Raw genomic sequence first — 21,829 nt, forward strand, 5'->3', positions numbered from 1 at the left:
GATGCATCGGTCAATCCAGAGCGTGAACATCACGCGACAGACGGCGCGTCATGCTGCCCGTACAATGGTTCGATCAATAACGGAACAAGGACAACTTCGATGCGCATTACCGGGTCCTCCGGGTCAATGGCCCTGCTCGCCGAATACGACGACGCAACCGCGCGCGAACTGCGTTCGCTACGCCTCGAATCGACAGAAGACGGCAAAGCCATCCTTCTGATCGAGATCGACGAGCGCAAGCCAGGCATACACCGCGAAGTGCGCTACGAAATCACACCCGCCGAACTGATTGCCGCCATTCGCGCGCACGGCGCCGAATTGCCGGGCGAGCAGCACAATCATCGTCAATAACGCAAACAGGCGGCATTGCGCTTCGGTGTAAATGCCGCCGCGTGTGCAAGCGGTCCGCCCGGCGTCGCGCCAGCCGGGCGCCGTTGCTTTTTACCGTTGTATTTTTTTGCGCGCCGCTTCTTCAGGCCGTGAGCGCTTCAATCATTTTTCAAGTCCCGCGGTTCATGCACCGCCCGCGCATTCCTTGCGCTTGAAAACCCCGAATAACCGGCGTTTTTCCAGGGCTTTGCATGCCTTGAAAATGGTCCATAATCCCTCCATTCTCCTGTGTTTTCCTATTTGCGCCGTGCCTGAAAGGGCTGCGGATGTAAGTCGATGCTACATGATCTCGTCGAGCAATACGGACCGGCGCTCGTCTTCGCCAACGTGCTGGCCGCGTCGATCGGCCTGCCCGTTCCGGCTATGCCGTCGCTCGTCCTGTTCGGCGCGATGGCCGCGATGCACCCCGGCTCAGTCGGCACGCAACTGTTGCCGGTGCTCGTGCTGTCGATCTTCGCCACGCTGATCGGCGACAGCGCGTGGTATCTCGCCGGCCGCGTGTATGGCGGCAACACGCTGAAAACGATTTGCCGTCTGTCGCTCTCGCGTGACACGTGCGTGAAAAAGACCGAGCGGTTTTTCGGCCGCTGGGGCGTGCGCGTGCTGGCCGTCGCGAAGTTCGTCCCAGGCCTGTCGATCGTGTCCATTCCGATGGCGGGCGCAATGGGCACGCGCTATCGCACGTTTCTCACGTACGACAGCATCGGCGCGGCGCTGTGGTCGGGCACGGGGCTCATCGTCGGCGCCCTGTTCGCACAGCAGATCGACATGGTGTTCGCCGCCGCCGGACGCCTCGGGCGCACTGCCGGTCTCATCGCCGTCGCGCTGCTGCTGTTGTACGCGGCGTACCGCTGGATTCGCCGTCGCCAGTTGATCAACAAGCTCGCGTCGGCGCGCATCGAAGTGGACGAACTCGCCGCGCTCGTCGCAGCGGGCAAGACGCCCGTGCTGTTCGACATCCGTTCGCAGGAGAAGCGCAAGCTCGACCCGTTCGTGATTCCAGGCTCGCAATTCGCCGACGAGCGGCAACTGGATCAGATCGTCGCCACCTATCCGCGCAATCAGAAAGTGGTGATCTACTGTTCGTGTCCCAATGAAATTTCGGCGGCATGGATGTCCAAGCAACTGAACGAAGCAGGCTTTCAAGACGTGCTGCCGTTGCGCGGCGGCATGGAAGCCTGGCGCGACTCCGGCAAGCCTGTCGAGGCGTTGCCCGGCATGCCGCCGCCCGAAGCCGCGGTCGAGCACATCGCGCCGAAGGCGGTCTGACGCCGCGGCGCCTCAGCTTGCGCGCGCTCGCACGCGGGCGCTCGCGCCATCGCGCTGCCGGCGCTTCGTTCAGTCAATCAATGAACACCGAAGGAGCGGTTCAATGCTTTCGACTGTCGATCCTGAAGCACAAGCGGAAGCGGTCGTCGCCGACGCGCCGTTTTCCAATCTGTCCACGCGCATGCATCAGATGTTTCCCGCGCTCACCTGCGCGGAAATCGAACGCATACGCAAGTTCGGCGAAGTGGGGCGCTGGAAATCCGGCGAGCTGCTGTTCGAAACGGGCCACCCGGGTCCGGGCATGTTCGTGCTGCTCGAAGGACACGTGAAGATCTATCAGCGCGACGGCATCGGCCGCGAAGTCGTGATCGGCGAACAGGGGCCGGGGCATTTCCTTGCCGAAGTCGGTCAACTGTCGGGTCGTCACGCGCTCGTCAACGGCATGGCGCTGAGCCCCGTCGAGGCGCTGCTGATCCCGCCGGAAAAACTGCGCGCGCTGCTCGTGGCGGAAGCCGAACTCGGCGAGCGCATCATGCGCGCGCTGATTCTGCGGCGCGTGTCGCTGATCGAAAAAGGCGCGGGCGGACCGATCCTGATCGGCAGCAGCACGGACGCGCGGCTCGTCATGCTGCAAGGCTTCCTGTCGCGCAACGGCCATCCGCATTCCGTGATCGCCGAATGCGACGAAGACGCGCTGCGTCTCGTCGAACAATTCGGCGCGCAAGACGAAGACATGCCGCTCGTGATCTGTCCGGACGGCTCGGTGCTGCGTCATCCGAGCATGCCGGAACTGGCGACGTCGCTCGGCTTGCTGCCCGATCTCGACGACTCCCATGTCTACGACGTCGCGATCGTCGGCGCCGGACCGGCTGGGCTCGCCACCGCGGTGTATGCGGCGTCCGAAGGTCTCTCGGTGATCGTGCTCGACAGCCGCGCGCCCGGCGGCCAGGCCGGCGCGAGCGCGCGGATCGAAAACTATCTCGGCTTCCCGACCGGCATCTCCGGTCAGGCGCTGGCCGGGCGCGCCTTCGTGCAGGCGCAGAAATTCGGCGCGCACGTCGCCATCCCGGTCAACGTGAAGGCGCTGCATTGCGGCGAGGCACCGTACCGGCTCGAACTGAAATGCGGCGGCCACATCAGCGCGCGCGCCATCGTGATCGCGAGCGGCGCGGTGTATCGGCGTCCGGCGCTGGAGGGCCTCGACCGGTTCGAGGGACGCGGCGTCTACTATTGGGCGTCGCCCGTCGAAGCGAAACTCTGCAAGCGCCAGGAAGTCGTGCTCGTGGGCGGCGGCAATTCGGCCGGCCAGGCGATCGTCTATCTGGCGACGCATGCGGCGAAGGTCCACGTGCTGATCCGGCGCAGCGGCTTTGAAGCCACCATGTCGCGCTACCTGATCGACCGTATCCGCTCGTTGCCGAACGTCGTCGTGCATCCGAATTCGGAGATTGGCCGGCTCGATGCGGACGAAACCGGCCTCGCGTCGGTTGCCTTGAAAAAGCCCTTGCCCGACGGCACCGATCACTTCGACACCCGGCATCTGTTCCTCTTCACCGGCGCCGATCCGAACACGGATTGGCTGCGCACCTGCGGCGTCGAACTCGACGACAAAGGCTTCGTGCTCACGGGCACCGGCGCGGACGGCGTGTCAGCCTGCGATCTTGCCACCACCGTGAAAGGCGTCTACGCGATCGGCGACGCGCGCGCGGGGTCGACGAAACGTGTCGCGGCGGCGGTCGGCGAAGGCGCGGCGGTGGTCGCGCAGATTCATCAGTTGCTGGCTGTTTCCGCCGAGGAAGCGGTCGCCTCTGTGGCCTAATCCAAGCCTGCGCGGGCGGCTCTTCGCGCAGGCGTCACGATCATGGCCGTGGTCGCGGCTGGACAAACATCATGGCCGCGGCGAGTCACGCGCCGCGCGCGATCAATGCAACGCCGACCAGGCGAGCGACAGCGAAAACACGCCGAGCACGATCGACGCGCCGCGCTGAATCTGGGCCGGATCGAGCCAGCGCAGCTTGCCGCTGCCGAGCGCCGCGCCGAATGCGATCCACACGAGTCCGATCGGCAGGAGCAGGCCCGCGAATATCAGCATCGACACGAGATAGGCCGGCCAATGCGCGAAGGCGGCGGCCGGAAAGATCGTGCCCGCGAACAGCAAGCCTTTGGGATTGAGCAGCGTCGCGACGAACAATGTGCGCATGCCGGTTGCCCGCTGCGTCGAGTCGGGCAGCGCGACGGCCGCGCGCCACATGTCGACCGCGAGCCAGGCGATATACAAGCCCGCGGCCACACGCAGCAGCGACGGCAGCCACGGCAGCGCATGCGAGGCTTGAGCGAGAAAACGTCCCCAGACGGAAATGGACACCCAATAGCCAGCGAGTTCGGCGACGATGAGCGGCAGCGGGCGCTGCATGCCCTGGCGCAAACCCGCGGAAGCAAGCAGCGTATTCGTGGGCCCCGGCGTAAGCAGCACCACGACGATGCCGGCAGTCAACAGCGTAATAGCGGACGCAGATAACATGAAAAAGGCGCAATGTTGAAAACAGTGCGCCTTTTTAACACAAACCGCGATTTGGCCATCCCGATTGCGATCATGAACCGCAACAACCGCTCAGCCGCGCTGCGCGTTCAATGCTCCAGCTTTGCGCGCAGTTCGCGAGCGGCTTCGAGCAACCCTTCGTAGCCCGAGCGTGCATGTTCGGGCAAATCCGGATCGCCCACCAAAGCGCCTAACGTTTCGATCAGGCTGTACAGAATGCCCTTTGCCGCGCCCGACGCAATGCCGCCGGAGGACACCTGCTGATTAACGTGGCTGAGCGCTGCGTCGAGATTATCGAGGTCGGGCCGGTCGCCCGTGGGTGGCTCGGGCGTTACGTCTTGCGTCATGATGAAGCATCTCCCCCGTTGAAGCGTCGGTGAACAGGTCATCCTGTCACATTGTTATATACCGATCGCGCTTTGCCGTCTATTCGTGATCCGCACCAGGCGCGCTCTCGCTAGGCGTGGCTGCGCCGCCCGAAGATGCGCCGCGTCATGTTGAACGCAACCAGGTTGCCCGCCACCACCAGCAGCAATCCGACGACCGCCAGCGCGGACCACTGGTAGCCCTCGAACATCGTCGATACGGCCAGAGCCACGATCGGAAACAGCACGGTCGAGTAAGCCGCCCGCTCGGGTCCGATGCGCCCGACGAGCATCAGATACGCGGTGAATCCCACCACCGAGCCGAACACCGCGAGATACGCCAGCGCGCCGAGATAGCGCGCGGACGGCTCGATGCCGAACCGAAAACCCGCGAGCGCGCTGCCCACCGTCAGCACGGTGGCGCCGATCATCATGGCCCAGCTATTCGTGGCGAACGGGTGCAGACCCATCGATTGCATCCGGCTCGACAGCAGATTGCCCGCCGAAAAGCACAAGGTGCCGAGAAACGCGATGCCGAGCCCGAGCCACGCGGCGTGATCGCCGAGATGTCCGCTCATCTGCTGAACGAACAGACACACGATGCCGACAAGGCCGAGCATCGCGCCCGCAATCGCCGAAGCCTGCAATGGCCGGCCCATGAAAAGCCGTCCGTTGATGGAATTCAGCAGCGGCGCGGTGGAGAACACCACGGCAACGAGGCCGCTCGGCACCACCTGCTCGGCGTAGTAGAAACACAAAAAGTTGACGCAAAACAGCGCGAGTCCCTGCGCGACCAGGAAGCGCCACGCGGAACGCGGCGGCCACATGGGCCTGCGCATGATGCGCAACAGCGCGAACAGCACGAGCGCAGCGATCCAGAAGCGCCACGCGATCGACACCGGCGGCGGCACCGCGCCGAGTTGCCACTTGATCGCGATCCACGTGGTGCCCCAGATCAGAACGGTAACGGCATAAAGAAACAGATTCATGGTGAGGCCAGAATAGCGAATACGGGAGTTCTACTATGCGGCCGCGCGCGCGGCGGGACTTGTCCAGGATTGCGCATTTTTCCGCGCGAGACGCCGCCGCGCATGGCGAAGCGCGCGGCTGGCCGTATACTCGCACTTATCTTTTGCAATCATGCTGCCAGCCGCTTCCGTGAACACGAGCCCGCCCGTCCCTGTGACCGACACTACTGAATCGCCGTTCGGCATTCAGTCGGTATGTCACACGCTGGGCAGCTCGAACGCGAACCTCGATCGCTTTGCGTGGCTCGGCGACGGCCTCGCCATTGCCGTCTGGACGCGCGACACCGAAGTCGCCGAAACCGTCTACGAGCGGCCCGGCCACCACACGCTGTCGTGCTATCTGGACGGCGGCTATCGCACCGAGCGTCAGAAAATGCCTGGCCGTTACGGCGCGCCGTCGCGACTGTGCGCGTTGCCCGGCGATCACGAATCGCGCTGGTGGGTGCGCGGCCATATGCATTTCATGCACCTCTATTTTCTGCCCGAGCATTTCACGCAGCGCGCCGTGCAGGAACTGGACTGCGAGCCGCGCGAACTGACACTCGCCGATCGCACGTATTTCGAAGACGCCCGCATCGCCGGTCTTTGCCAGTCGCTCGCGAACGAACGTTGGGACGACGCCGACGGCTTGCTGCGCACCAACGAATCCGCGCATGAAGTGCTGAGTCTGCTGCTGCGCGCGCAAGGCGTGCGCCGCGCGGGCGTGTCGTTGAAGGGCGGCTTGTCCGTCGCGACGCGCCGGCGTCTGCGCGATTACATCGAGAGCCATCTGGCGCAGCCGCTCACGCTCGGCCAACTGGCGAGCGTGGCGGCGTTGTCGGAGTTTCATCTCGCGCGCATGTTCCGCACGTCGTTTGGGCTGCCCCCCGCCGCGTGGATCGCGCAGCAGCGGCTGGAGCGCGCCCGCGCGCTGTTGCGCAGCACCGCGCTGCCGCTCGCGCGCGTCGCCGAACTCTGCGGCTATGCGAACGCGAGCCACTTCAGTCATCGTTTTCGCGAAGGCGTGGGCGTGTCGCCTACCGCGTTTCGTCAGGCAGTCGGAGTTTGACCGACTTCGCTTCGACGCGCGTCACGTGTTCGCGTCAATGCAGCGCCATCGCCAGCACACGCGCCACATGAATCGCCTCGACGCCCGCGCCGTCGTGAATCTGGTGCCGGCAACTGGTGCCGTCGGCGACCATGATCGTGTCGCCGTCCATCTCGCGCACGGCCGGCAATAGCGACAACTCGGCCATCGCCCGCGACGTCGCGTAGTGCTCTGCTTCATAGCCGAAGCTTCCGGCCATGCCGCAGCACGACGACTCCACCGTCGAAACCTTCAGTTCAGGAATCCATTTCAATACGGTTTGAACGGGCGTGAAGGCGTCGAAAGCCTTCTGATGACAGTGGCCGTGCACGAGCGCCTGCGGCGTCGCCAACGGCCTCAGCACGAGTTGCAAACGCCCGGCCTGTTCCTCGCGCACCAGAAATTCCTCGAATAGAAATGCGTGTTTTGCGAGGCGCGCTGCTTCGTCGCCGAAACCGTAGTGCAGAAACTCGTCGCGCAACGACAGCAGACACGACGGCTCCAGACCGACAATCGGCACGCCGCGCTCCACGAATGGCCGGAACAGATCGAGCATGCGCCGCGCCTCGTGCTTCGCTTCATCGACGAGACCCGCCGCGAGGAACGTGCGGCCGCAACACACGGGCCGCTCGCCGTCGCGCATATTGAAGTGCACCGTGTAGCCCGCCGCCTCCAGCACCTGCTGCGCGGCGCGCGCATTGTCGGGCTCCATGCTGTTGTTGAACGTATCGACGAACAACAGCACTTCTTTCAGGGCGGCCCCTCGCGCTTTCGCCGCCGGCGTCGCTTTTGCATTCGACAGGAACGACTTTCTGAAACGCGGCAAGCTCCGTTCACTCGCGAAGCCCACCGAGCGCTTGAGCCACGCCGACAGCAGCGGCACATTGTCGGCGAGCGCCATCAGGGCCGGCATGCGGCTCGCGGCGGCGGCGTAGCGCGGCATGAAGGCGACGAGCTTGTCGCGCAGACTCAGGCCGTGACGTTTGACGCGCGCCGCGCGCGCCTCGATCTTGAACTTCGCCATATCGACGCCCGTCGGGCAGTCGCGCTTGCAGCCCTTGCACGATACGCAGAGATCGAGCGTGTCCTTCACGTCGTCGCTGGCGAGGCCCGCTTCGCCGAGCTGGCCGGAGATCGCGAGACGCAACGTGTTCGCACGTCCGCGCGTGACATGCTGTTCGTCTTTCGTCACGCGATAGCTCGGGCACATCGTGCCCGCGTCGAACTTGCGGCAGTGGCCGTTGTTGTTGCACATTTCGACGGCTTTCGCGAGACCGCCCGACAGATCGTTGCCGCTGCCCGCCGCGCTCTCGCGGCCCGTCAGCGGATCGCGTTCGACATTCCACGCCGACCAGTCCAGCGCCGTTTCAATGCGCTGTTCCCGGTAGCCGGGCGCGAACCGGAAGTTGCGCGCGTCGTCCATTTTCGGCGGACGCACCATCTTGTCCGGATTCAAGCGATTTTCCGGATCGAACAGCGCCTTGATCTCGCCGAACGCCTCGTTGAGCCGCGGGCCGTATTGCCACGCGACCCATTCGCCGCGGCACAGGCCGTCGCCGTGTTCGCCCGAATACGCGCCCTTGTACTCGCGCACGAGCGCGGCGGCTTCCTCGGCGATCGCGCGCATTTTGATCGCGCCGTCGCGCCGCATGTCGAGGATCGGACGAACGTGCAGCGTGCCGACGCTCGCGTGCGCGTACCACGTGCCCTCCGTGCCGTACCGGTGAAACACCTCGGTCAGCTTGTTCGTGTACTCGGCGAGATGATCGAGCGGCACTGCGCAATCTTCGATGAAAGACACCGGTTTGCCGTCGCCCTTCATGCTCATCATGATGTTGAGTCCGGCCTTGCGCACTTCCCACAAGGCCTTTTGCGCATTCATGTCCGGCATTTCGACAACCGACTCCGGCAAGCCGAGATCGGCCATTAGTTCGGTGAGTTGCCTGAGCGATTGCAATTGCGCGTCGCGCGACTCACCGGCGAATTCCACCAGCAACACCGCTTGCGGCTCGCCGACCAGCGCCTTTTCAACCACGGGCCGGAACGCGGGATTGCTCATCGCCAGATCGATCATCGTGCGATCGACCAGCTCCACCGCAACCGGCTTCAGCTTGACGATGTGCTGCGTCAGATCCATCGCCTGCCAGAAGGTCGGAAAGTTGACCACGCCGAGCGTTTTATGCGCGGGCAGCGGCGCGAGCTTCAGTGTCAATTGACGGCTGAACGCGAGCGTGCCCTCTGAGCCGACCAGCAGATGCGCGAGGTTCGCGACGCCGTCGTCGGTATAAGCGCGCGGATTCTGACACTCGAACAGGTCGATGTTGTAGCCCGCCACGCGCCGCAAGACTTTCGGCACGCGCGCCGCGATTTCGTCGCGCTCGCGCTGCGCGATCTGCTTCACGCCTTCGAGTATCTGCTGCAAACGCGCGCCTTGCGGTGCTTCGCGCAACGACGCAAAACGCGCTTCGGTGCCGTCCGCGAGAATGGCGTCGATGGCTTCGACGTTGTGCACCATGTTGCCGTACTCGATCGAGCGCGAGCCGCACGAGTTGTTGCCCGCCATGCCGCCAATCGTGCATTGCGCGGCCGTCGACACATCCACCGGAAACCACAGTCCGTGCGGCTTGAGCCACGCGTTCAGATGATCCAGCACGACGCCCGGCTCGACCGTGACGGTGCGCGCGTGCGCATCGAAATCGACAATGTTGTTGAGCCACTTGCTCGTATCGATCACCAGCGCTTCGCCGACTGTTTGCCCGCATTGGCTCGTGCCGGCGCCGCGCGCGAGCAGCGGCACTTTTTCGCTGCGCGCGATGTCGAGCGCCACGCGCAGGTCGTCCTGATCGCGCGGCACGACCACGCCAACCGGCATGATCTGATAGATCGACGCGTCGGTGGCATAGCGGCCGCGGCTCGCCGCATCGAACAGCACGTCGCCGCGCAGCGACTTGCGCAGATGCTGCGCGAGCGGCGTCATCGAACGCGCGGCGGACGGCACCAGATGAATCGGCTTGACCAGCAAGGCGGAAGTGGGATTCGTCATAACGTCGGTCTTGGAGCTAAACGCGGTGGACAGGAAGCGGTCAGTACAACGTGAGGCCCACAGGCGGCAGTCCTTCAATGTGCCCGTGCGCGGTGCCCGCGTCGGAGGGAAAAAACATGCCGGTGTAGGAGCCGGTCGTCACGACCATCTCCGGCGTCACCGCGATCCCACGCGATGTCGCGTGATTGACGAGCCACGTGAGCAGACGCCGCGGATCGCCGGCCGGATTCGCGGGCGTCAGTTCGACGACATCGTGTTCGTCGAAATCGAAACGCAGCGAAGGCGCGGCGAACGGAAAGCGCTCGTCGTACGGCACGAATTCGCCGACGATCAGCGCGCCGTAGTTCTGCAAGTCCGCGAGTTGCGACAGCCTGTCGATGTCGGGCCACGCGGCGAAGCGGCTCGCGATCACTTCGATCGTCGCGCCGAATGAGCCGATGCCCGCCCGCACGTCGGCGTCGCTATAAGGTGTGGCCGAGGGCTCGAAGCGGCGGCCGAAGCGAAACGCGATTTCCAGTTCGAGCCCGAGCGGCGTGAACGCGGCATGCCGCAGACGGGCGTCGTGCGCGTGCATATCGTCCTGCGGCAGCGGCGCGCCCTGAATCGGACCGCTCTCCGACTTCGCACCGACTTTCCAGCCGCCGATGCGCGCGTCGAGAGCCGTCAGAATCTCGTGCTGGATCGCATAGGCCGCGTGGGCGTCGGCGGGCGCCCGAGCCGGCGGCAACTCGCCGAGTGTCGCGTGATTGCGGCGCGCCTCGGCAAGCAGCCGGCTCAGCGCGGACGCGGTCGTATCCATGGCGCCGCGGGAGGACCTGAGCATCGCTTACAAGCCCATGCTGGTGGAGACCTGCGCCTTGTCCGCGAGATCGTCGGCGAACTTGCTTTCCGGTTGCATGCGGAATGCGAGCACGACACCGAGCGCCATCAACAGCATGCTGCCGACGAAGGGCAATTCCCAACTGCCGAAGTAGTCGATCAGAAGTCCGCCGACCACCGGAGAGATGATCGCCGCGAGCGCCGAGCCCGTGTTCATCATGCCGCTCGCCGTGCCCGAGGCTTCCGGCGCGATGTCCATCGGGATCGCCCACATCGGTCCGATCGTCATCTCGGCGAAGAAGAAGCCTGAGGCAAGACACGCCATCGACAGATACAGGTTGTGCGTGAACATCAGCGGAATCAGCGACAGCAGGCAAAACATCATGCACACCGACACCATCCAGCTTCGCGCGCGCTTCAGGCTGCCGGTGCGCGTGAAGATCCGGTCGGTCACCACGCCGCCGAGCGTATCGCCGATCACGCCTGCGAAGAACACGACCGAAGCGAAGATCGCCGACTTCTGCAATTGCAGGTGGTAGTTGTGCAGAAAGTATTGAGGAATCCAGCTCAAAAACAGCCACAACGTCCAGCCATAACAGAAGTAGACGATGGTGACGGGTGCCATGCGGCGAAACAGCTTGCCCCACGGCACGCCGGCCGACTTCACCTTCGGCGCGGGCAGAATCTCGAGTTCTTCCTTCGTGATGCGCGGATGATCGTTCGGATGCTCGGTGAACGTGAACGCCCACAGGACGACCCACACGAGGCTGAATGCGCCGCAGATATAGAACGACTGGCGCCATCCCCAGTTCGTCATGACGAGCACGACAATGCCGGGCGCGACCGCGTTGCCGATACGCGACGCGGCATGCGTGATGCCCTGCGCGAAGCCGCGTTTTTCTTTCGAGACCCAGCGCGCCATCGCGGATGTCGCGGCCGGAAACGTCGCGCCTTCGCCGAAACCGAGCAGCACGCGCGCCGCCAGCAACGACATGAGACCGCCCGCGAAACCCGTCAGCAAGGTGGCAATGCCCCAAACCGCGCCACACGCGAGCAGCGTGCGGCGCGCGCCGAACCGGTCGCTCACCCAGCCGCCGATGATCTGAAACAGCAGATACGGATACGCGAAAGCCGAGAACACGAGGCCGACTTCCGTATGCGAAAGATGGAATTCCTTGCCGAAGCCCGCCGCCGCCGTGCTGACGTTGACGCGGTCCAGGTAAGTGATGAAGTACATGATGCAGAGCATCAATAGAACGATACTGGTCGCACGGGTTACACGAAACCGCTTCATCGTCTCTCTCCATTTGCATGTATCGACGGCGCGCCTGAGATGGCGCGCTTCGTCGTTGTCCGGCGGCACACGCCGCGGGAACATCGCATTGTTCAGGGCCGCGTCTTGCGCGCGGCTTCATGATGGAACTGACTTCGTTGATGCCTGTTTTGTCGATGCCTGCTTTGAGCGTGGCGCGATGACTTGCGCCGTTGCCTTATGCCGGGTTCTGCATTCAGGCGGCGGCCTTCAGACCGGAGGCTTGGGCCGGCGCGCTCAACCAGTCCATGGCGGCGGGCAGGCCGCTTTCCCTGAGCGGGACGCCCGCGAGCCGCAGACCCATCTCGCAACCGGCCAGCGTCGCGAGCAGCGTCAGGTCGTTGCAGTCGCCCAGATGACCGATACGGAACATGCGGCCTTTCATCTTGCCGAGGCCCGTGCCGAGCGACATGTCGAAACGTTCGTAAATGAGCTTGCGCACCGCGTCGGCATCGACGCCTTCCGGCATCATCACGCCGGTCAGCACCGGGCTATAGACAGCGGGATCGGCGCATTGAATGTCGAGGCCCCACGCGCGCACCGCGCGACGCGTCGCTTCGGCAAGACGCTCGTGACGCGCGAAGACGTTGTCGAGCCCTTCGCCGAGAATCATTTCGAGCGCTTCGTGAAGGCCATACAGCAGGTTCGTGTTCGGCGTGTAGGGCCAGTAGCCCGTCTTGTTCATCTCGACGATCTCGCCCCAGTCCCAGAAGCTGCGCGGCAGTTTCGCGTGCTTGCTGGCGGCCATGGCCTTCGGCGAAATCGCATTGAAACTGATGCCCGGCGGCAGCATCAAGCCCTTTTGCGAACCTGAAACGGTGACGTCGACGCCCCATTCGTCGTGGCGATAATCGGCGCACGCAAGCCCCGAAATCGTATCGACGAGCAGCAGCGCTGGGTGACCCGCGGCGTCGATCGCGCGGCGCACGGCGGCGATATCGGACGTCACGCCCGTGGACGTTTCGTTGTGCACGACACACACCGCCTTGATGGCGTGCTGCGTGTCGGCGCGCAGACGCTCTTCGATCATGTTCGGCTGAACGCCGCGCCGCCAGCCTTCTATGCCCGGCAAGCCGAGAAACTCCGGCTTCAGGCCAAGGCTTTCCGCCATCTTTTTCCAGAGTGTCGCGAAGTGGCCGGTTTCGAACATCAGCACGTGGTCGCCGGGGCTCAATGTGTTCGACAGCGCCGCTTCCCATGCGCCGGTGCCGGAGGCCGGATAGATCACCACGGGCTGCTGGGTCTTGAAGATTTTCTTGATCCCGTCGATTACCTTCAGACCCAGTTCGCCGAACTCGGGGCCGCGATGGTCGATGGTCGGATAGCTCATCGCCCGGAGAATGCGGTCGGGCACGGGGCTCGGCCCCGGAATCTGCAGGAAGTGACGGCCGGCGGGATGAAAATCAAGCTTCAGCATGGGTGGTCCTCCGATTGAATTTTGCATGCAAAAAACTATATCAGACGAAGTTCGCGGACCGGAAGCTGAAAAGCGGGCCGTCGCACCGGTGTTTACCCGCGTGCTTACCGAAGCTTCGCGCTTCGGATAAAATCGTGTTCAATGAGTTTCAAAGGATTTTTGTATGCAAAATTCTGAATTTGACGCGAGCCTGCCTGCCTCGGCGGTGTTGCCGAAGGTGGAACGTCAGCGTCTGCACGACACGGTGGTCGAGCACATTCGCCGGTTTATCGTCGAAGGCGTGCTCGAGCCGGGCAAGAAACTGAACGAGCGCGAGTTGTGCGAGACGCTCGGCATTTCGCGCACGCCGTTGCGCGAGGCGCTGAAGGTGCTCGCCGCCGAGGGGCTGATCGAGATTTCGCCGAACCGGGGCGCGTCGGTGTCGAAGATGTCGGAGGCAGAGTTACGCGAGACCTTCGAATTGATGAGCGGTCTGGAAGCGTTCTCGGGCGAACTCGCGGCCGAGCGAATGACGGCGGCCGAACTCGCGGAGATCAAGGCATTGCATTACGCCATGCTCGCTTGCCGCACGCAAAACGATCTGGCCGGGTACTACAGCCGCAATCAGGCGATTCACGACAAGATCAATGAAGCCGCGCGCAATTCAGCGCTGCGGCAGACGTATATCGCGGTGAATCGCCGCTTGCAGGCGCTGCGTTTCAGGTCGAATTTTCAGATTCCGAAGTGGGACAGCGCGATTCATGACCACGACGAAATGCTGAAGGCGCTCGAGGCACGCGATGGAAAGAGACTCAGCGCGATTCTCCGGCAGCATCTGCTGGATAAGCGCGATGCGGTGTTGCAGGTGCAGTCGCGCGAAGAGGCGGCGGGATCGGGGTTGAAGGCTTGAGGGTCGCGGCGTTGCGCTTCCGTGCGAAGGCGCAGGAGTGCGGAAGTTGTCCACGCAAAATGTTGGCAAGGCTGTGGACAACATTCGCATACCTCGCGTAAATGGTTGACGCTATAGCGGTATTGGGCCGAGGTTGTTCTATGGGCAGGGACAGGGTGGGGTGGTGAGCGATCCTGTTTTTCAGGCGGGTTGAGCGCGACGCAGGTGTGCAAAGAACAGTTGTCCACACAATTTGTTCGCAAGGCTGTGGACAACGTGCGCATATCAACCCCAAGTGCTTGACCCGACGGACAAATTGCATGCCGATACGGTGGAAGGCAGCGCTGAGGCTGCGTCGATCGAAAAACTGTCGCCCTGCATCTCTATTTCGAGATCGTCAGTCAAACCACATTGTTATCTTGCGTTCAGCCAGGTAACCGCCATGACATGGAGGAAACGGCTTAGGCTGCGACTCGTTCATGTACATGCCATCTACCAATTCAAGCGGTTGCGTACATAAAGACTCGAACCTTTCCGAATCGCGCCGGATGTTGTGCAGGGTTTGATTCACTGGGCAATAGAACAGCTTCAGGGGCCGGTCGCCATTCCGGGCGCTTGCCATTGTCTGCCCCTCGATGAAGTGTCCAAGCACAGCACCGTTTTCGCAAACCAGATCAAACTGCTCACCCGCATTTGCGGTGCCGGTCAGGACGAAGAACGCGACGGCGAGCCAACGCTTACTTTCCCAGCGATTTTGCATTGAGGCATCGGTATCCCAGACGAATCTCATATTTTCCTTCGTTATCCAAACCTTAAAAGGCGATTTATCGATACTGCGATGCACGCCCCGAACCCGCTCGCGTTGTCGCGTCCCAGTGCAACTGGTGCATGTACGCCTCAGGTTCAAAGCGCATGCCGACGACTGGCCGGTTCGTGGACGAACGTCCCATCCAGCCCGACCAGCCGAGCCGCTGTTCGTCACCCAGCTTTGCCGGTGTCATTTCCTCCGGCCTGATCTGAAGTTCCAGCAGCCATTCGAACTCCAGCCCCACATAGGCGCGCACCAGCGCCACGAGTTGCAGCAGGTCTTTGCCGCGCGGTGTGAAGCGATGATAGGTTTCCAGATCGAGCGGGCCGAGGACGAGACAGAACTGCTGTGTTCTGCCGGGCACCTGCTCGCCCAGCATCGCTCCCGCGCCGAGCGTTCCCAGTCTGCGCTCTGTACCGAACCGGCATTGAAGGTCAGGTGGGAGTGCCGTCCAGTGAAACGCCCATTCCTTCATCTGGACAGGCACATCGAAGTGATGGTTAATCCACCCGCACAGTCCCTCCAGATTGCGCGTCTCCTGCACGAGCAGAGGCGTCGCCGCCAGGCGCGCATGCAGGGGCAGCGATACAGTGCGTGCTGGCACTGGCGAAACACCGGACAGGCAGCCGACATAGAACGAAAAACGGTCCTGTTCGGGCCGGTCAAGGCTTGCCGCCGACTGCGCGGACGCCCAGGCGCGGTACAGGATCGTAAGCGATCGATGATGGAAAACGTCGAGGAAGTTGCACAGTGTCGGGTCGCCGCGATGTTCTTCGCGCTCGCGGGCGATCTCCGTGACATGGATCGGCAGCGGCCCATTGGGACCTAGCACTCCCAAGCTGTGAAGACGGATGCGCAGTCTGCCATTTGTTATCGTCGCGTCTGCCACTTCGCTCGGCGCAAAAATGAGGCTCGGCTTCTGGCCGACGCGAAACGGTTCATCCCGCGGATGCAGCGCAGCACCAACAGGATCGCTGGCGGGATTCGCGTTGATGCGGCGCATGAGCGCGAAGAAGCTGTGGTGCCATGGTTTGGCCAACAGACCTTCGATCAGGTGTACAGACATTGCCGTATCGCGTACTACGCTTTCCAAATGCACCTCGTCTGAAAAAGGGCCGCGCGCGGCCCTGACAGGTTGTGGCATCAGCCAATGCTCGATATCAGCCTGCATCCGCATGTGGCGCGGTGACCGTGGCGTGCGACGGGTATGCCGTGGTCGGTGATCTTGCCGTCTCCTTCGAGTATCACGTTGGGCTTCACGTCTGGATGCTGCGGGCATTTCACTTCGTCGCCCTGGCGGGCGACACGAATGCCCTGGTAGCGCATGGTTTCGGAGGCGGTGATGACTTCGCCGGTTCGTGCGCAACGTGGTGCGGGTGAAGGAATGCTGCGAAACGTGGCGCGCGACGTAGCGCTCAAGCGCCAGCGCGAATGTGAAAGGCGACCAGCCGTCGAGCCGGGCTTCATCGAAGGTGAGGGTCACGGCGATGCCACGCGTCAGATGCAGATCGCGTCCCCAGCGGTGCAGGTCGTACACGGGCTTTGCGCCTGCACCGACCAGGCTGTCGAGGAAGCTCGCCATCGCCGGATCACCTGCGCCGAGGTAGGGGCGCAGCATTTCGCGCAAGCCTTCACCAGGGTTTTTCTCGTTGAAAGCGTCGTCAAACACGGCCAGTTCCAGATGAAGCTGACGGATGAGTTCCCACGCGGTGTCACCCTGCGCGCCGAGGGCAAGAGGAGGCCTGGGTGGAGTCGGTCCCCGCACAATCCAACGCTTTCGACCGACTTCGCGCCCCGCACGGTCAGTTCGGACTGGCCGTGCTGCGACAGCACACAGGGCAGATCGCCATACCGGCCTTTGCTCCGAGCCGCGCGGCGATCTTCGGGTGCCCTGCCGCGAATTCGCCAAAGGATGCTGTGACGTATCGCAATTCCTTCTGGTAATACGCGGGGAAAGCCGGGTCCATTGCTGGCCTCCTGGTTTTTTAGGGTTATCTCAATGGACGCCGCGATGCATGAGACAGCCGTTCATCCTTCTAAAAGGTTCAGGTGGATGGTGCCACTCCCGTGCAAACAGACATCCCAAAATTCAAAGGTCCGGCAGATGGCAAAACTGCCATATCAGTATCTGATTCAGCCAATTACTTTGCATGTCGAAGTAATTGGCGCCCGCTCGAACGATGTGAGGGCTGCACCGCCAGGACGAAAAAAAGCCCGCGCGAGGCGGGCAAGGGAATCAGAGCTACGGAGGAAGTCCACCGGGTAACGCCGAGTCTAAGAAGCAGAAGCGCCCTTTCGCTGATGCACTGCAAACGATTTTCCCCACAAACCGCCTGCGGCATCCTGACTCCACGGACAGCCAGAGGCGCTGCGTCAACAACGATGTCGTTGAATTCATCCGAAACAGACACATTCAGGAATTGCAACTCGCGACACAAATTTATCCACACAAAACGGGCACAAGCCTGTGGACAACCTGCGCGAATCTCAACCAAGTCCCTGACGCCGCAGCCCAATCTCCCGTCGGCTCCGGCGCAGGCAATCAACTGCTCTCACCGCGCCGCATCGTCCTTCCGTCTCAGCGACTCCGGCAACCCTCGCAACACAATCACCGCGCACACCACGCTCATCGCGCCGATCACATACAACGCGGGCGTCGTGCTGCCCGTCAGATCCCTCACCCGTCCAACCATGATCGGGCTCACGATTCCGCCCAACTGTCCCAACGTATTGATCAACGCGATGCCGCCCGCCGCCCCCGCGCCCGTCACCAGCTTCGGCGGCAATGCCCAGAACGCCGGGATCGACGCCACCACGCCCGCGCCCATCACCGCGAGAGCGACGATCAGGAGACCCGTCTGCTTGTCGAAGAAACCCGCCGCGAAGAAGCCGATGGCCGACATCAGCAGCAAGCCGAACACGAACTTGCGCCGCTCGCCGCTCGCGTCGGACAAGCGCCCCACCACCACCATGCAGATCGCGCCGCACACATAAGGCACCGCCGTGAGCAAACCGATCAGCGTCGGGTTGTGCGTGCCCGCCACGCGAATCAGATGCGGCGTCCAGAAGTTCAATCCGTACGATGCCACCTGAATCAGAAAGTAGACGAACCCCAGCGTCAGAAAACCCGGCGTCCTGATCGCCCCGAGCAACGAATGCCCCGTCTCCGGATGATGGCTCTGCCGCACGATCTGCTCGGCGAGAAGCGACTTCTCGGTGGCGGAGAGCCAGTGCGCATCCTCGATACGGTCCTTCAACAGCTTCAGCACGAGCGCACCGAGCAGCACGCACGGCAGCCCGCCAAGCAGGAACAGCCAATGCCATCCCGGCATGCCGAGCACGCCGCTCATATGTCCGATGACCAGCCCGGCAAGCGGCGCGCCCACGAGCCCCGAGAACGCCGACGCGAGAAACAGCATCGACGTGATGCGTCCGCGATAGCTCGGCGGAAACCACAGCGTGAGGTAATACAGCACGCCAGGCGCAAAGCCCGCTTCCATCGCGCCAATCAGAAAGCGCAGCCCGTAGAACTGCCATTCGTTGTTGACGAACACCATCGCCGCTGTCGCCAGTCCCCACGAAATCATGATCCGCGCAATCCAGCGCCGCGCGCCGACCTTATACAGAAACATATTACTTGGCACTTCGAACAATACATAGCCGATCACGAACAGACTCGCGCCGAGACCATACGCGGTATCGGACAGACCGAGATCGCCCTGTAGCTGGAACTTCGCGAAGCTGATATTGATGCGGTCGAAAAACGCAAACAAATAACAGATCATGATCAGCGGCATGACCCGCCAGGCCACTTTGCGGATGATGGCCGCGGCACTGTCCGCGCTTTCTTCACGGCCGCCGGTTGCGATTGCGCCCAGGTCGCTCATGTTTGTCTCCAATGCCGGATCGGCAGTGTCATAGGATTTCTGTTGGGAGACAGAATGGCGGCACGCCGCGGCGGCGTCCAACCGCAATTCGCCAACGACCGTTCGCGAACGGCGAACGCTCGGCGCGCGGCCTACGCCGCAGGGCTTTGCGCGGCTTCCGACGCTTCGATCGAGCGCAAATGATCGAACAGCAGACGGCTCACCGGCGACAACGCATCGACGTCGCGCACCACCAGCACGAGACTGCGCGCGGACCATTCGTCTTCGAGCGGCGTGCCGACGAGTCCGAGCGGACCGCCCATCAGTTGATAGACCTTTTGCGGCAATACGCCGACGCCCATGCCGGCTTGCACCATCCGGCACACCGCGTCGAAACCCGGCACGTGGATGCGCAAACGCAGCGGCTTGCCGGCTTGACGCGCGGCCAGATGCGTCCGCGCGTTGATCGAACTCGCGGCATGCAGGCCGACGTGATCGCCGTCGAGCGTTTCGGCGAAGGCGACGCTCGTGCGCGTCGCCAGCGGATGATCGTCGCGCATCACGAGCACCAGCGAATCATGCCGATAGTGCTCGACGTGCAACTCGCGCGTGTCGGCGTCGGCGGAACAGATGCCGAGGTCGGCGAGACTGTCGTCCACCGCTTCGACCACGCCGCCGCTCGGCCGCTCTTCAAGGTCGAGCTTCACGCGCTCATGCTGCAACTGGAACGCGCGCAAATCTTCGGGCAGAAATTCGACGATGGCGGACAGGTTGGCCATCATCCGCACGTAGCCGCGCACGCCGCTCGCGTGGCCGGCCAGTTCTATGCCGATGTTTTCGATGTCGCGCATCACACGCCGCGCGTGATGCAGCAGCGTTTCGCCGGCCGGCGTCAGCGTCATGCCGCGCGCGTTGCGCTGAAACAGCGTGGCGCCCACCGCCTGTTCGAGTTCGAGCAAACGCTTGCTTGCGGCGGACACTGCGATCGCTTCACGCTCCGCGGCGCGCGTGAGCGTGCCTTCTTCGTAGACGGCGAGGAAGAGTTGAAGCGTGGTGAGGTCGAGCTTACGAAGAAGGTTCTTGATCGCCATGGCGCGCCGCCGCGAGTTCGGTCAACGGTAATGATCCCACAGGCGGCCGCGCCGCTGCGCGCTGCAAACATGCATGAGAAGATAACGGCCTGCTCAAGCTCACGATCAAGGAACGACATGAACACCTCTTCCCCGATTCGCGCGATCGTCACCGGACACACGCGCGGCCTCGGCGCGGCGCTCGCCGAGCAACTGCTCGCACGCGATGTCGCCGTGCTCGGTCTGTCGCGCTCGCGTCATGCATCGCTCAAACAGCGCTTTAGCGCATCGCTCGAAGAAATCGAACTCGAACTCGCCGACCCGGAACGTGTCGCGCAATGGATAGCGACCGATGCGCTGCGCGCATTCGTCAAAGGCGCGCGCACCGTCCTGCTCATCAACAACGCGGGCACGGTGCAGCCGATTGGCCCGATCGAGGGACAAGACGCGGCGGCCATCGCGACCGCCGTGAGCCTGAACGTGGCCACGCCGCTGATGCTCGCGAGCGCGCTCGCGGCAGCGAGCCCCGACGCGAGCGAGCGCCGCATCGTGCACATTTCGAGCGGCGCGGCGCGCAATGCCTACGCCGGCTGGAGCATTTACTGCGCGACGAAGGCCGCGCTCGATCATCATGCGCGCGCCGTCGCGCTCGACGCGAACCGCGCGCTGCGTATTTGCAGCCTCGCGCCCGGCGTGATCGATACAAATATGCAGGCGGAAATTCGCGGCAGCGGCACGGATCAATTCCCCCTGCGCGAGAAGTTCGAAGACCTCAAGCGCAACGGTCAACTGTCCACGCCCGAACAGTCGGCGGCTCAACTGCTCGACTACGCATTAAGCGATGCGTTCGGCGAGACGCCCGTCGCCGACATCCGCGACATGGCGAAGCCGGCCTGATGCGTGTCGATTCGGGCTCCCGAAAAATCTCACCTTAAAGCAGGCTCGCCGATGACGCTTTGGCTTTTTCAAGGGCGTCATCGTGCGAATTGCGTGGCAAGTGCGGGCGATTTCTAGCCATTTATAGCGATTTGCCGCGTGGCAGGACACGAGTCGCAGGCCACGCGGACATCGACGTATCGCATCCCGAAAAATCTCACCTATCGCACGAAGCGGCAAAGGCTTGCCGCCAGGTCTGGTTCGGCGACTCCCGAAAACGCTCACCTTTCACGCTAAGGGACAGGCCGCAAAGCCATGCTGGGCGCGGCACCGTCGCACGTAGACAGACGATTCCCGAAAACTCTCACCTTTAGGCGTGCGCGAATGATCTGCATACCCAGGTAAGCGTCGCCGCGCGCCATGACCGCCGCTCGCGAACTCGAAAGAACGGTGAGGCGCGCCCAATTCCGCCGCTCACGGAGCGTCTCACGCCCCATCAGCTCCCGAATTCCCTCACCTTTGCGCCGGCAAAGCGGCCAAAGTACCCGCTTTGATCGCCGCGCGGGGTGGACTTCTCGCACAATCTGTACATTTTGGAGGCAGGAAACGGCGCAAATCCAGCGTGCGAAACGCTCACCTCAACGCTCCCGAAAATCCTCACCTTTCAGGCACCGCAGCGCCCCGCGCGCTCAACCCTGCGCACGCGCGAGCGCGGGCACTTGTCAGCTTGCGAGCTTGCGGAACGTCTCCAGCACGGCATCGCCCTTGAACGGCTTGACGATCCAGCCCTTGACGCCCGCCGCCTTGCCGCGTTCCTTCATCGCCGGGCTGCTTTCGGTGGTGAGCATGATCACGTTGACGGTCTTGTTCGCGAGTTCGCCGCGAATTTTTTCGACCATCGTGAGGCCGTCCATGTTCGGCATGTTGACGTCGCTGATGACGAGCTTGATGCCCGGGCTCGATTTCAGTTTCGCGAGGCCGTCCTTGCCGTCCACCGCCGTGTCCACGTCAAGGCCGTTCTTCCTCAGAAAGCCGGCCACTTCGTCGCGTACCGTGCTCGAGTCATCCACTACCAGAATTTTCGACATATTTT

Annotated in this window: 20 protein-coding genes and 1 pseudogene; 6 read left to right on the forward strand and 15 right to left on the reverse strand. The window is 63.1% G+C overall.

Going from position 1 to position 21,829, the window contains the following annotated elements; all coding sequences use genetic code 11:
* The first annotated feature begins 99 nt into the window (after positions 1–99).
* The 3 genes from VOM14_RS00080 to VOM14_RS00090 all read left to right on the forward strand — a co-directional run bounded on the left by VOM14_RS00080 (position 100) and on the right by VOM14_RS00090 (position 3,478).
* Complete coding sequence (locus tag VOM14_RS00080; protein ID WP_327626631.1) at positions 100–351, forward strand: hypothetical protein; 252 nt, start codon at positions 100–102, stop codon at positions 349–351.
* Positions 352–666: 315 nt separating this feature from the next.
* Positions 667–1,659 carry a DedA family protein/thiosulfate sulfurtransferase GlpE gene (locus VOM14_RS00085; protein WP_327626632.1) on the forward strand — a complete coding sequence of 331 codons (993 nt, stop codon included), beginning with the start codon at positions 667–669 and terminating at the stop codon, positions 1,657–1,659.
* Between the two features lie 103 nt (positions 1,660–1,762).
* A complete protein-coding gene (locus tag VOM14_RS00090; RefSeq protein WP_327626633.1) occupies positions 1,763–3,478 on the forward strand; it encodes an FAD-dependent oxidoreductase in 1,716 nt (571 codons plus the stop codon).
* A 102-nt stretch (positions 3,479–3,580) separates the two neighbouring features.
* On the opposite strand, the gene VOM14_RS00095 is transcribed toward VOM14_RS00090, so the two are convergent.
* From VOM14_RS00095 to VOM14_RS00105, 3 genes are all read right to left on the reverse strand, one after another.
* On the reverse strand, positions 3,581–4,180 hold the full coding sequence (locus VOM14_RS00095; protein ID WP_327626634.1) for a LysE family translocator: 600 nt from the start codon (positions 4,178–4,180) through the stop codon (positions 3,581–3,583).
* A gap of 107 nt (positions 4,181–4,287) precedes the next feature.
* On the reverse strand, positions 4,288–4,545 hold the full coding sequence (locus tag VOM14_RS00100; RefSeq protein ID WP_327626635.1) for a hypothetical protein: 258 nt from the start codon (positions 4,543–4,545) through the stop codon (positions 4,288–4,290).
* Between the two features lie 110 nt (positions 4,546–4,655).
* On the reverse strand, positions 4,656–5,552 hold the full coding sequence (locus tag VOM14_RS00105; RefSeq protein WP_327626636.1) for a DMT family transporter: 897 nt from the start codon (positions 5,550–5,552) through the stop codon (positions 4,656–4,658).
* Positions 5,553–5,721: 169 nt separating this feature from the next.
* Here VOM14_RS00105 and VOM14_RS00110 point away from each other — a divergent pair, with 169 nt between their 5' ends.
* Positions 5,722–6,639, forward strand: a complete 918-nt coding sequence (locus VOM14_RS00110) for a helix-turn-helix domain-containing protein (RefSeq protein ID WP_442955494.1) — start codon at positions 5,722–5,724, stop codon at positions 6,637–6,639.
* Between the two features lie 34 nt (positions 6,640–6,673).
* Here VOM14_RS00110 and VOM14_RS00115 read toward each other — a convergent pair whose 3' ends face one another.
* The 4 genes from VOM14_RS00115 to VOM14_RS00130 all read right to left on the reverse strand — a co-directional run bounded on the left by VOM14_RS00115 (position 6,674) and on the right by VOM14_RS00130 (position 13,248).
* The gene (locus VOM14_RS00115) at positions 6,674–9,700 is read right to left on the reverse strand and encodes an FAD-binding and (Fe-S)-binding domain-containing protein (protein ID WP_327626638.1); all 3,027 of its coding nucleotides are present in this window, start codon (positions 9,698–9,700) and stop codon (positions 6,674–6,676) included.
* Positions 9,701–9,740: 40 nt separating this feature from the next.
* On the reverse strand, positions 9,741–10,523 hold the full coding sequence (locus VOM14_RS00120) for a 2-keto-4-pentenoate hydratase (protein WP_327626639.1): 783 nt from the start codon (positions 10,521–10,523) through the stop codon (positions 9,741–9,743).
* A gap of 3 nt (positions 10,524–10,526) precedes the next feature.
* On the reverse strand, positions 10,527–11,813 hold the full coding sequence (locus VOM14_RS00125) for an MFS transporter (protein WP_327626640.1): 1,287 nt from the start codon (positions 11,811–11,813) through the stop codon (positions 10,527–10,529).
* Between the two features lie 214 nt (positions 11,814–12,027).
* A complete protein-coding gene (locus VOM14_RS00130) occupies positions 12,028–13,248 on the reverse strand; it encodes a pyridoxal-phosphate-dependent aminotransferase family protein (RefSeq protein WP_327626641.1) in 1,221 nt (406 codons plus the stop codon).
* A gap of 163 nt (positions 13,249–13,411) precedes the next feature.
* Here VOM14_RS00130 and VOM14_RS00135 point away from each other — a divergent pair, with 163 nt between their 5' ends.
* Positions 13,412–14,137, forward strand: a complete 726-nt coding sequence (locus VOM14_RS00135; protein ID WP_327626642.1) for a GntR family transcriptional regulator — start codon at positions 13,412–13,414, stop codon at positions 14,135–14,137.
* A 376-nt stretch (positions 14,138–14,513) separates the two neighbouring features.
* On the opposite strand, the gene VOM14_RS00140 is transcribed toward VOM14_RS00135, so the two are convergent.
* The 7 genes and pseudogenes from VOM14_RS00140 to VOM14_RS00170 form a co-directional block, all read right to left on the reverse strand.
* A complete protein-coding gene (locus VOM14_RS00140) occupies positions 14,514–14,906 on the reverse strand; it encodes a hypothetical protein (protein ID WP_327626643.1) in 393 nt (130 codons plus the stop codon).
* Between the two features lie 34 nt (positions 14,907–14,940).
* The gene (gene tssG, locus VOM14_RS00145) at positions 14,941–16,068 is read right to left on the reverse strand and encodes a type VI secretion system baseplate subunit TssG (RefSeq protein ID WP_327627373.1); all 1,128 of its coding nucleotides are present in this window, start codon (positions 16,066–16,068) and stop codon (positions 14,941–14,943) included.
* Complete coding sequence (locus VOM14_RS00150; RefSeq protein ID WP_327627375.1) at positions 16,068–16,250, reverse strand: PAAR domain-containing protein; 183 nt, start codon at positions 16,248–16,250, stop codon at positions 16,068–16,070. The genes tssG and VOM14_RS00150 overlap by 1 nt, the downstream gene beginning before the upstream one ends.
* A 64-nt stretch (positions 16,251–16,314) precedes the next feature.
* Positions 16,315–16,689 (reverse strand): annotated as a pseudogene (locus VOM14_RS00155) (type VI secretion system baseplate subunit TssF); the annotation flags it as partial.
* 37 nt (positions 16,690–16,726) lie between these two features.
* Positions 16,727–16,891: a type VI secretion system baseplate subunit TssF gene (locus tag VOM14_RS00160; protein WP_327626644.1), complete on the reverse strand. Its 165-nt coding sequence runs from the start codon at positions 16,889–16,891 to the stop codon at positions 16,727–16,729.
* A 585-nt stretch (positions 16,892–17,476) separates the two neighbouring features.
* On the reverse strand, positions 17,477–18,811 hold the full coding sequence (locus tag VOM14_RS00165) for an MFS transporter (RefSeq protein WP_327626645.1): 1,335 nt from the start codon (positions 18,809–18,811) through the stop codon (positions 17,477–17,479).
* Positions 18,812–18,942: 131 nt separating this feature from the next.
* Complete coding sequence (locus VOM14_RS00170; RefSeq protein ID WP_327626646.1) at positions 18,943–19,881, reverse strand: LysR family transcriptional regulator; 939 nt, start codon at positions 19,879–19,881, stop codon at positions 18,943–18,945.
* A gap of 117 nt (positions 19,882–19,998) precedes the next feature.
* On the opposite strand from VOM14_RS00170, the gene VOM14_RS00175 reads away from it, so the two are divergent.
* Positions 19,999–20,757 carry an SDR family oxidoreductase gene (locus VOM14_RS00175; protein WP_327626647.1) on the forward strand — a complete coding sequence of 253 codons (759 nt, stop codon included), beginning with the start codon at positions 19,999–20,001 and terminating at the stop codon, positions 20,755–20,757.
* Between the two features lie 701 nt (positions 20,758–21,458).
* Here VOM14_RS00175 and VOM14_RS00180 read toward each other — a convergent pair.
* Positions 21,459–21,824 carry a response regulator gene (locus VOM14_RS00180; protein ID WP_327626648.1) on the reverse strand — a complete coding sequence of 122 codons (366 nt, stop codon included), beginning with the start codon at positions 21,822–21,824 and terminating at the stop codon, positions 21,459–21,461.
* Positions 21,825–21,829: the final 5 nt, after the last annotated feature.

This window comes from Paraburkholderia sp. MPAMCS5 (genome assembly GCF_036016995.1).
Classification (GTDB): Bacteria; Pseudomonadota; Gammaproteobacteria; order Burkholderiales; family Burkholderiaceae; genus Paraburkholderia.

Excerpts from the sequence above, each read along its gene's own strand:
- VOM14_RS00080 (WP_327626631.1), top strand. The coding sequence starts at position 100 with ATGCGCATTACCGGGTCCTCCGGGTCAATGGCCCTGCTCGCCGAATAC.
- VOM14_RS00085 (WP_327626632.1), top strand. The coding sequence starts at position 667 with ATGCTACATGATCTCGTCGAGCAATACGGACCGGCGCTCGTCTTCGCC.
- VOM14_RS00090 (WP_327626633.1), top strand. The coding sequence starts at position 1,763 with ATGCTTTCGACTGTCGATCCTGAAGCACAAGCGGAAGCGGTCGTCGCC.
- VOM14_RS00095 (WP_327626634.1), bottom strand. The coding sequence starts at position 4,180 with ATGTTATCTGCGTCCGCTATTACGCTGTTGACTGCCGGCATCGTCGTG.
- VOM14_RS00100 (WP_327626635.1), bottom strand. The coding sequence starts at position 4,545 with ATGACGCAAGACGTAACGCCCGAGCCACCCACGGGCGACCGGCCCGAC.
- VOM14_RS00105 (WP_327626636.1), bottom strand. The coding sequence starts at position 5,552 with ATGAATCTGTTTCTTTATGCCGTTACCGTTCTGATCTGGGGCACCACG.
- VOM14_RS00115 (WP_327626638.1), bottom strand. The coding sequence starts at position 9,700 with ATGACGAATCCCACTTCCGCCTTGCTGGTCAAGCCGATTCATCTGGTG.
- VOM14_RS00120 (WP_327626639.1), bottom strand. The coding sequence starts at position 10,523 with ATGCTCAGGTCCTCCCGCGGCGCCATGGATACGACCGCGTCCGCGCTG.
- VOM14_RS00125 (WP_327626640.1), bottom strand. The coding sequence starts at position 11,813 with ATGAAGCGGTTTCGTGTAACCCGTGCGACCAGTATCGTTCTATTGATG.
- VOM14_RS00130 (WP_327626641.1), bottom strand. The coding sequence starts at position 13,248 with ATGCTGAAGCTTGATTTTCATCCCGCCGGCCGTCACTTCCTGCAGATT.
- VOM14_RS00135 (WP_327626642.1), top strand. The coding sequence starts at position 13,412 with ATGCAAAATTCTGAATTTGACGCGAGCCTGCCTGCCTCGGCGGTGTTG.
- VOM14_RS00140 (WP_327626643.1), bottom strand. The coding sequence starts at position 14,906 with ATGAGATTCGTCTGGGATACCGATGCCTCAATGCAAAATCGCTGGGAA.
- tssG (WP_327627373.1), bottom strand. The coding sequence starts at position 16,068 with ATGCCACAACCTGTCAGGGCCGCGCGCGGCCCTTTTTCAGACGAGGTG.
- VOM14_RS00150 (WP_327627375.1), bottom strand. The coding sequence starts at position 16,250 with ATGCGCTACCAGGGCATTCGTGTCGCCCGCCAGGGCGACGAAGTGAAA.
- VOM14_RS00160 (WP_327626644.1), bottom strand. The coding sequence starts at position 16,891 with ATGGACCCGGCTTTCCCCGCGTATTACCAGAAGGAATTGCGATACGTC.
- VOM14_RS00165 (WP_327626645.1), bottom strand. The coding sequence starts at position 18,811 with ATGAGCGACCTGGGCGCAATCGCAACCGGCGGCCGTGAAGAAAGCGCG.
- VOM14_RS00170 (WP_327626646.1), bottom strand. The coding sequence starts at position 19,881 with ATGGCGATCAAGAACCTTCTTCGTAAGCTCGACCTCACCACGCTTCAA.
- VOM14_RS00175 (WP_327626647.1), top strand. The coding sequence starts at position 19,999 with ATGAACACCTCTTCCCCGATTCGCGCGATCGTCACCGGACACACGCGC.
- VOM14_RS00180 (WP_327626648.1), bottom strand. The coding sequence starts at position 21,824 with ATGTCGAAAATTCTGGTAGTGGATGACTCGAGCACGGTACGCGACGAA.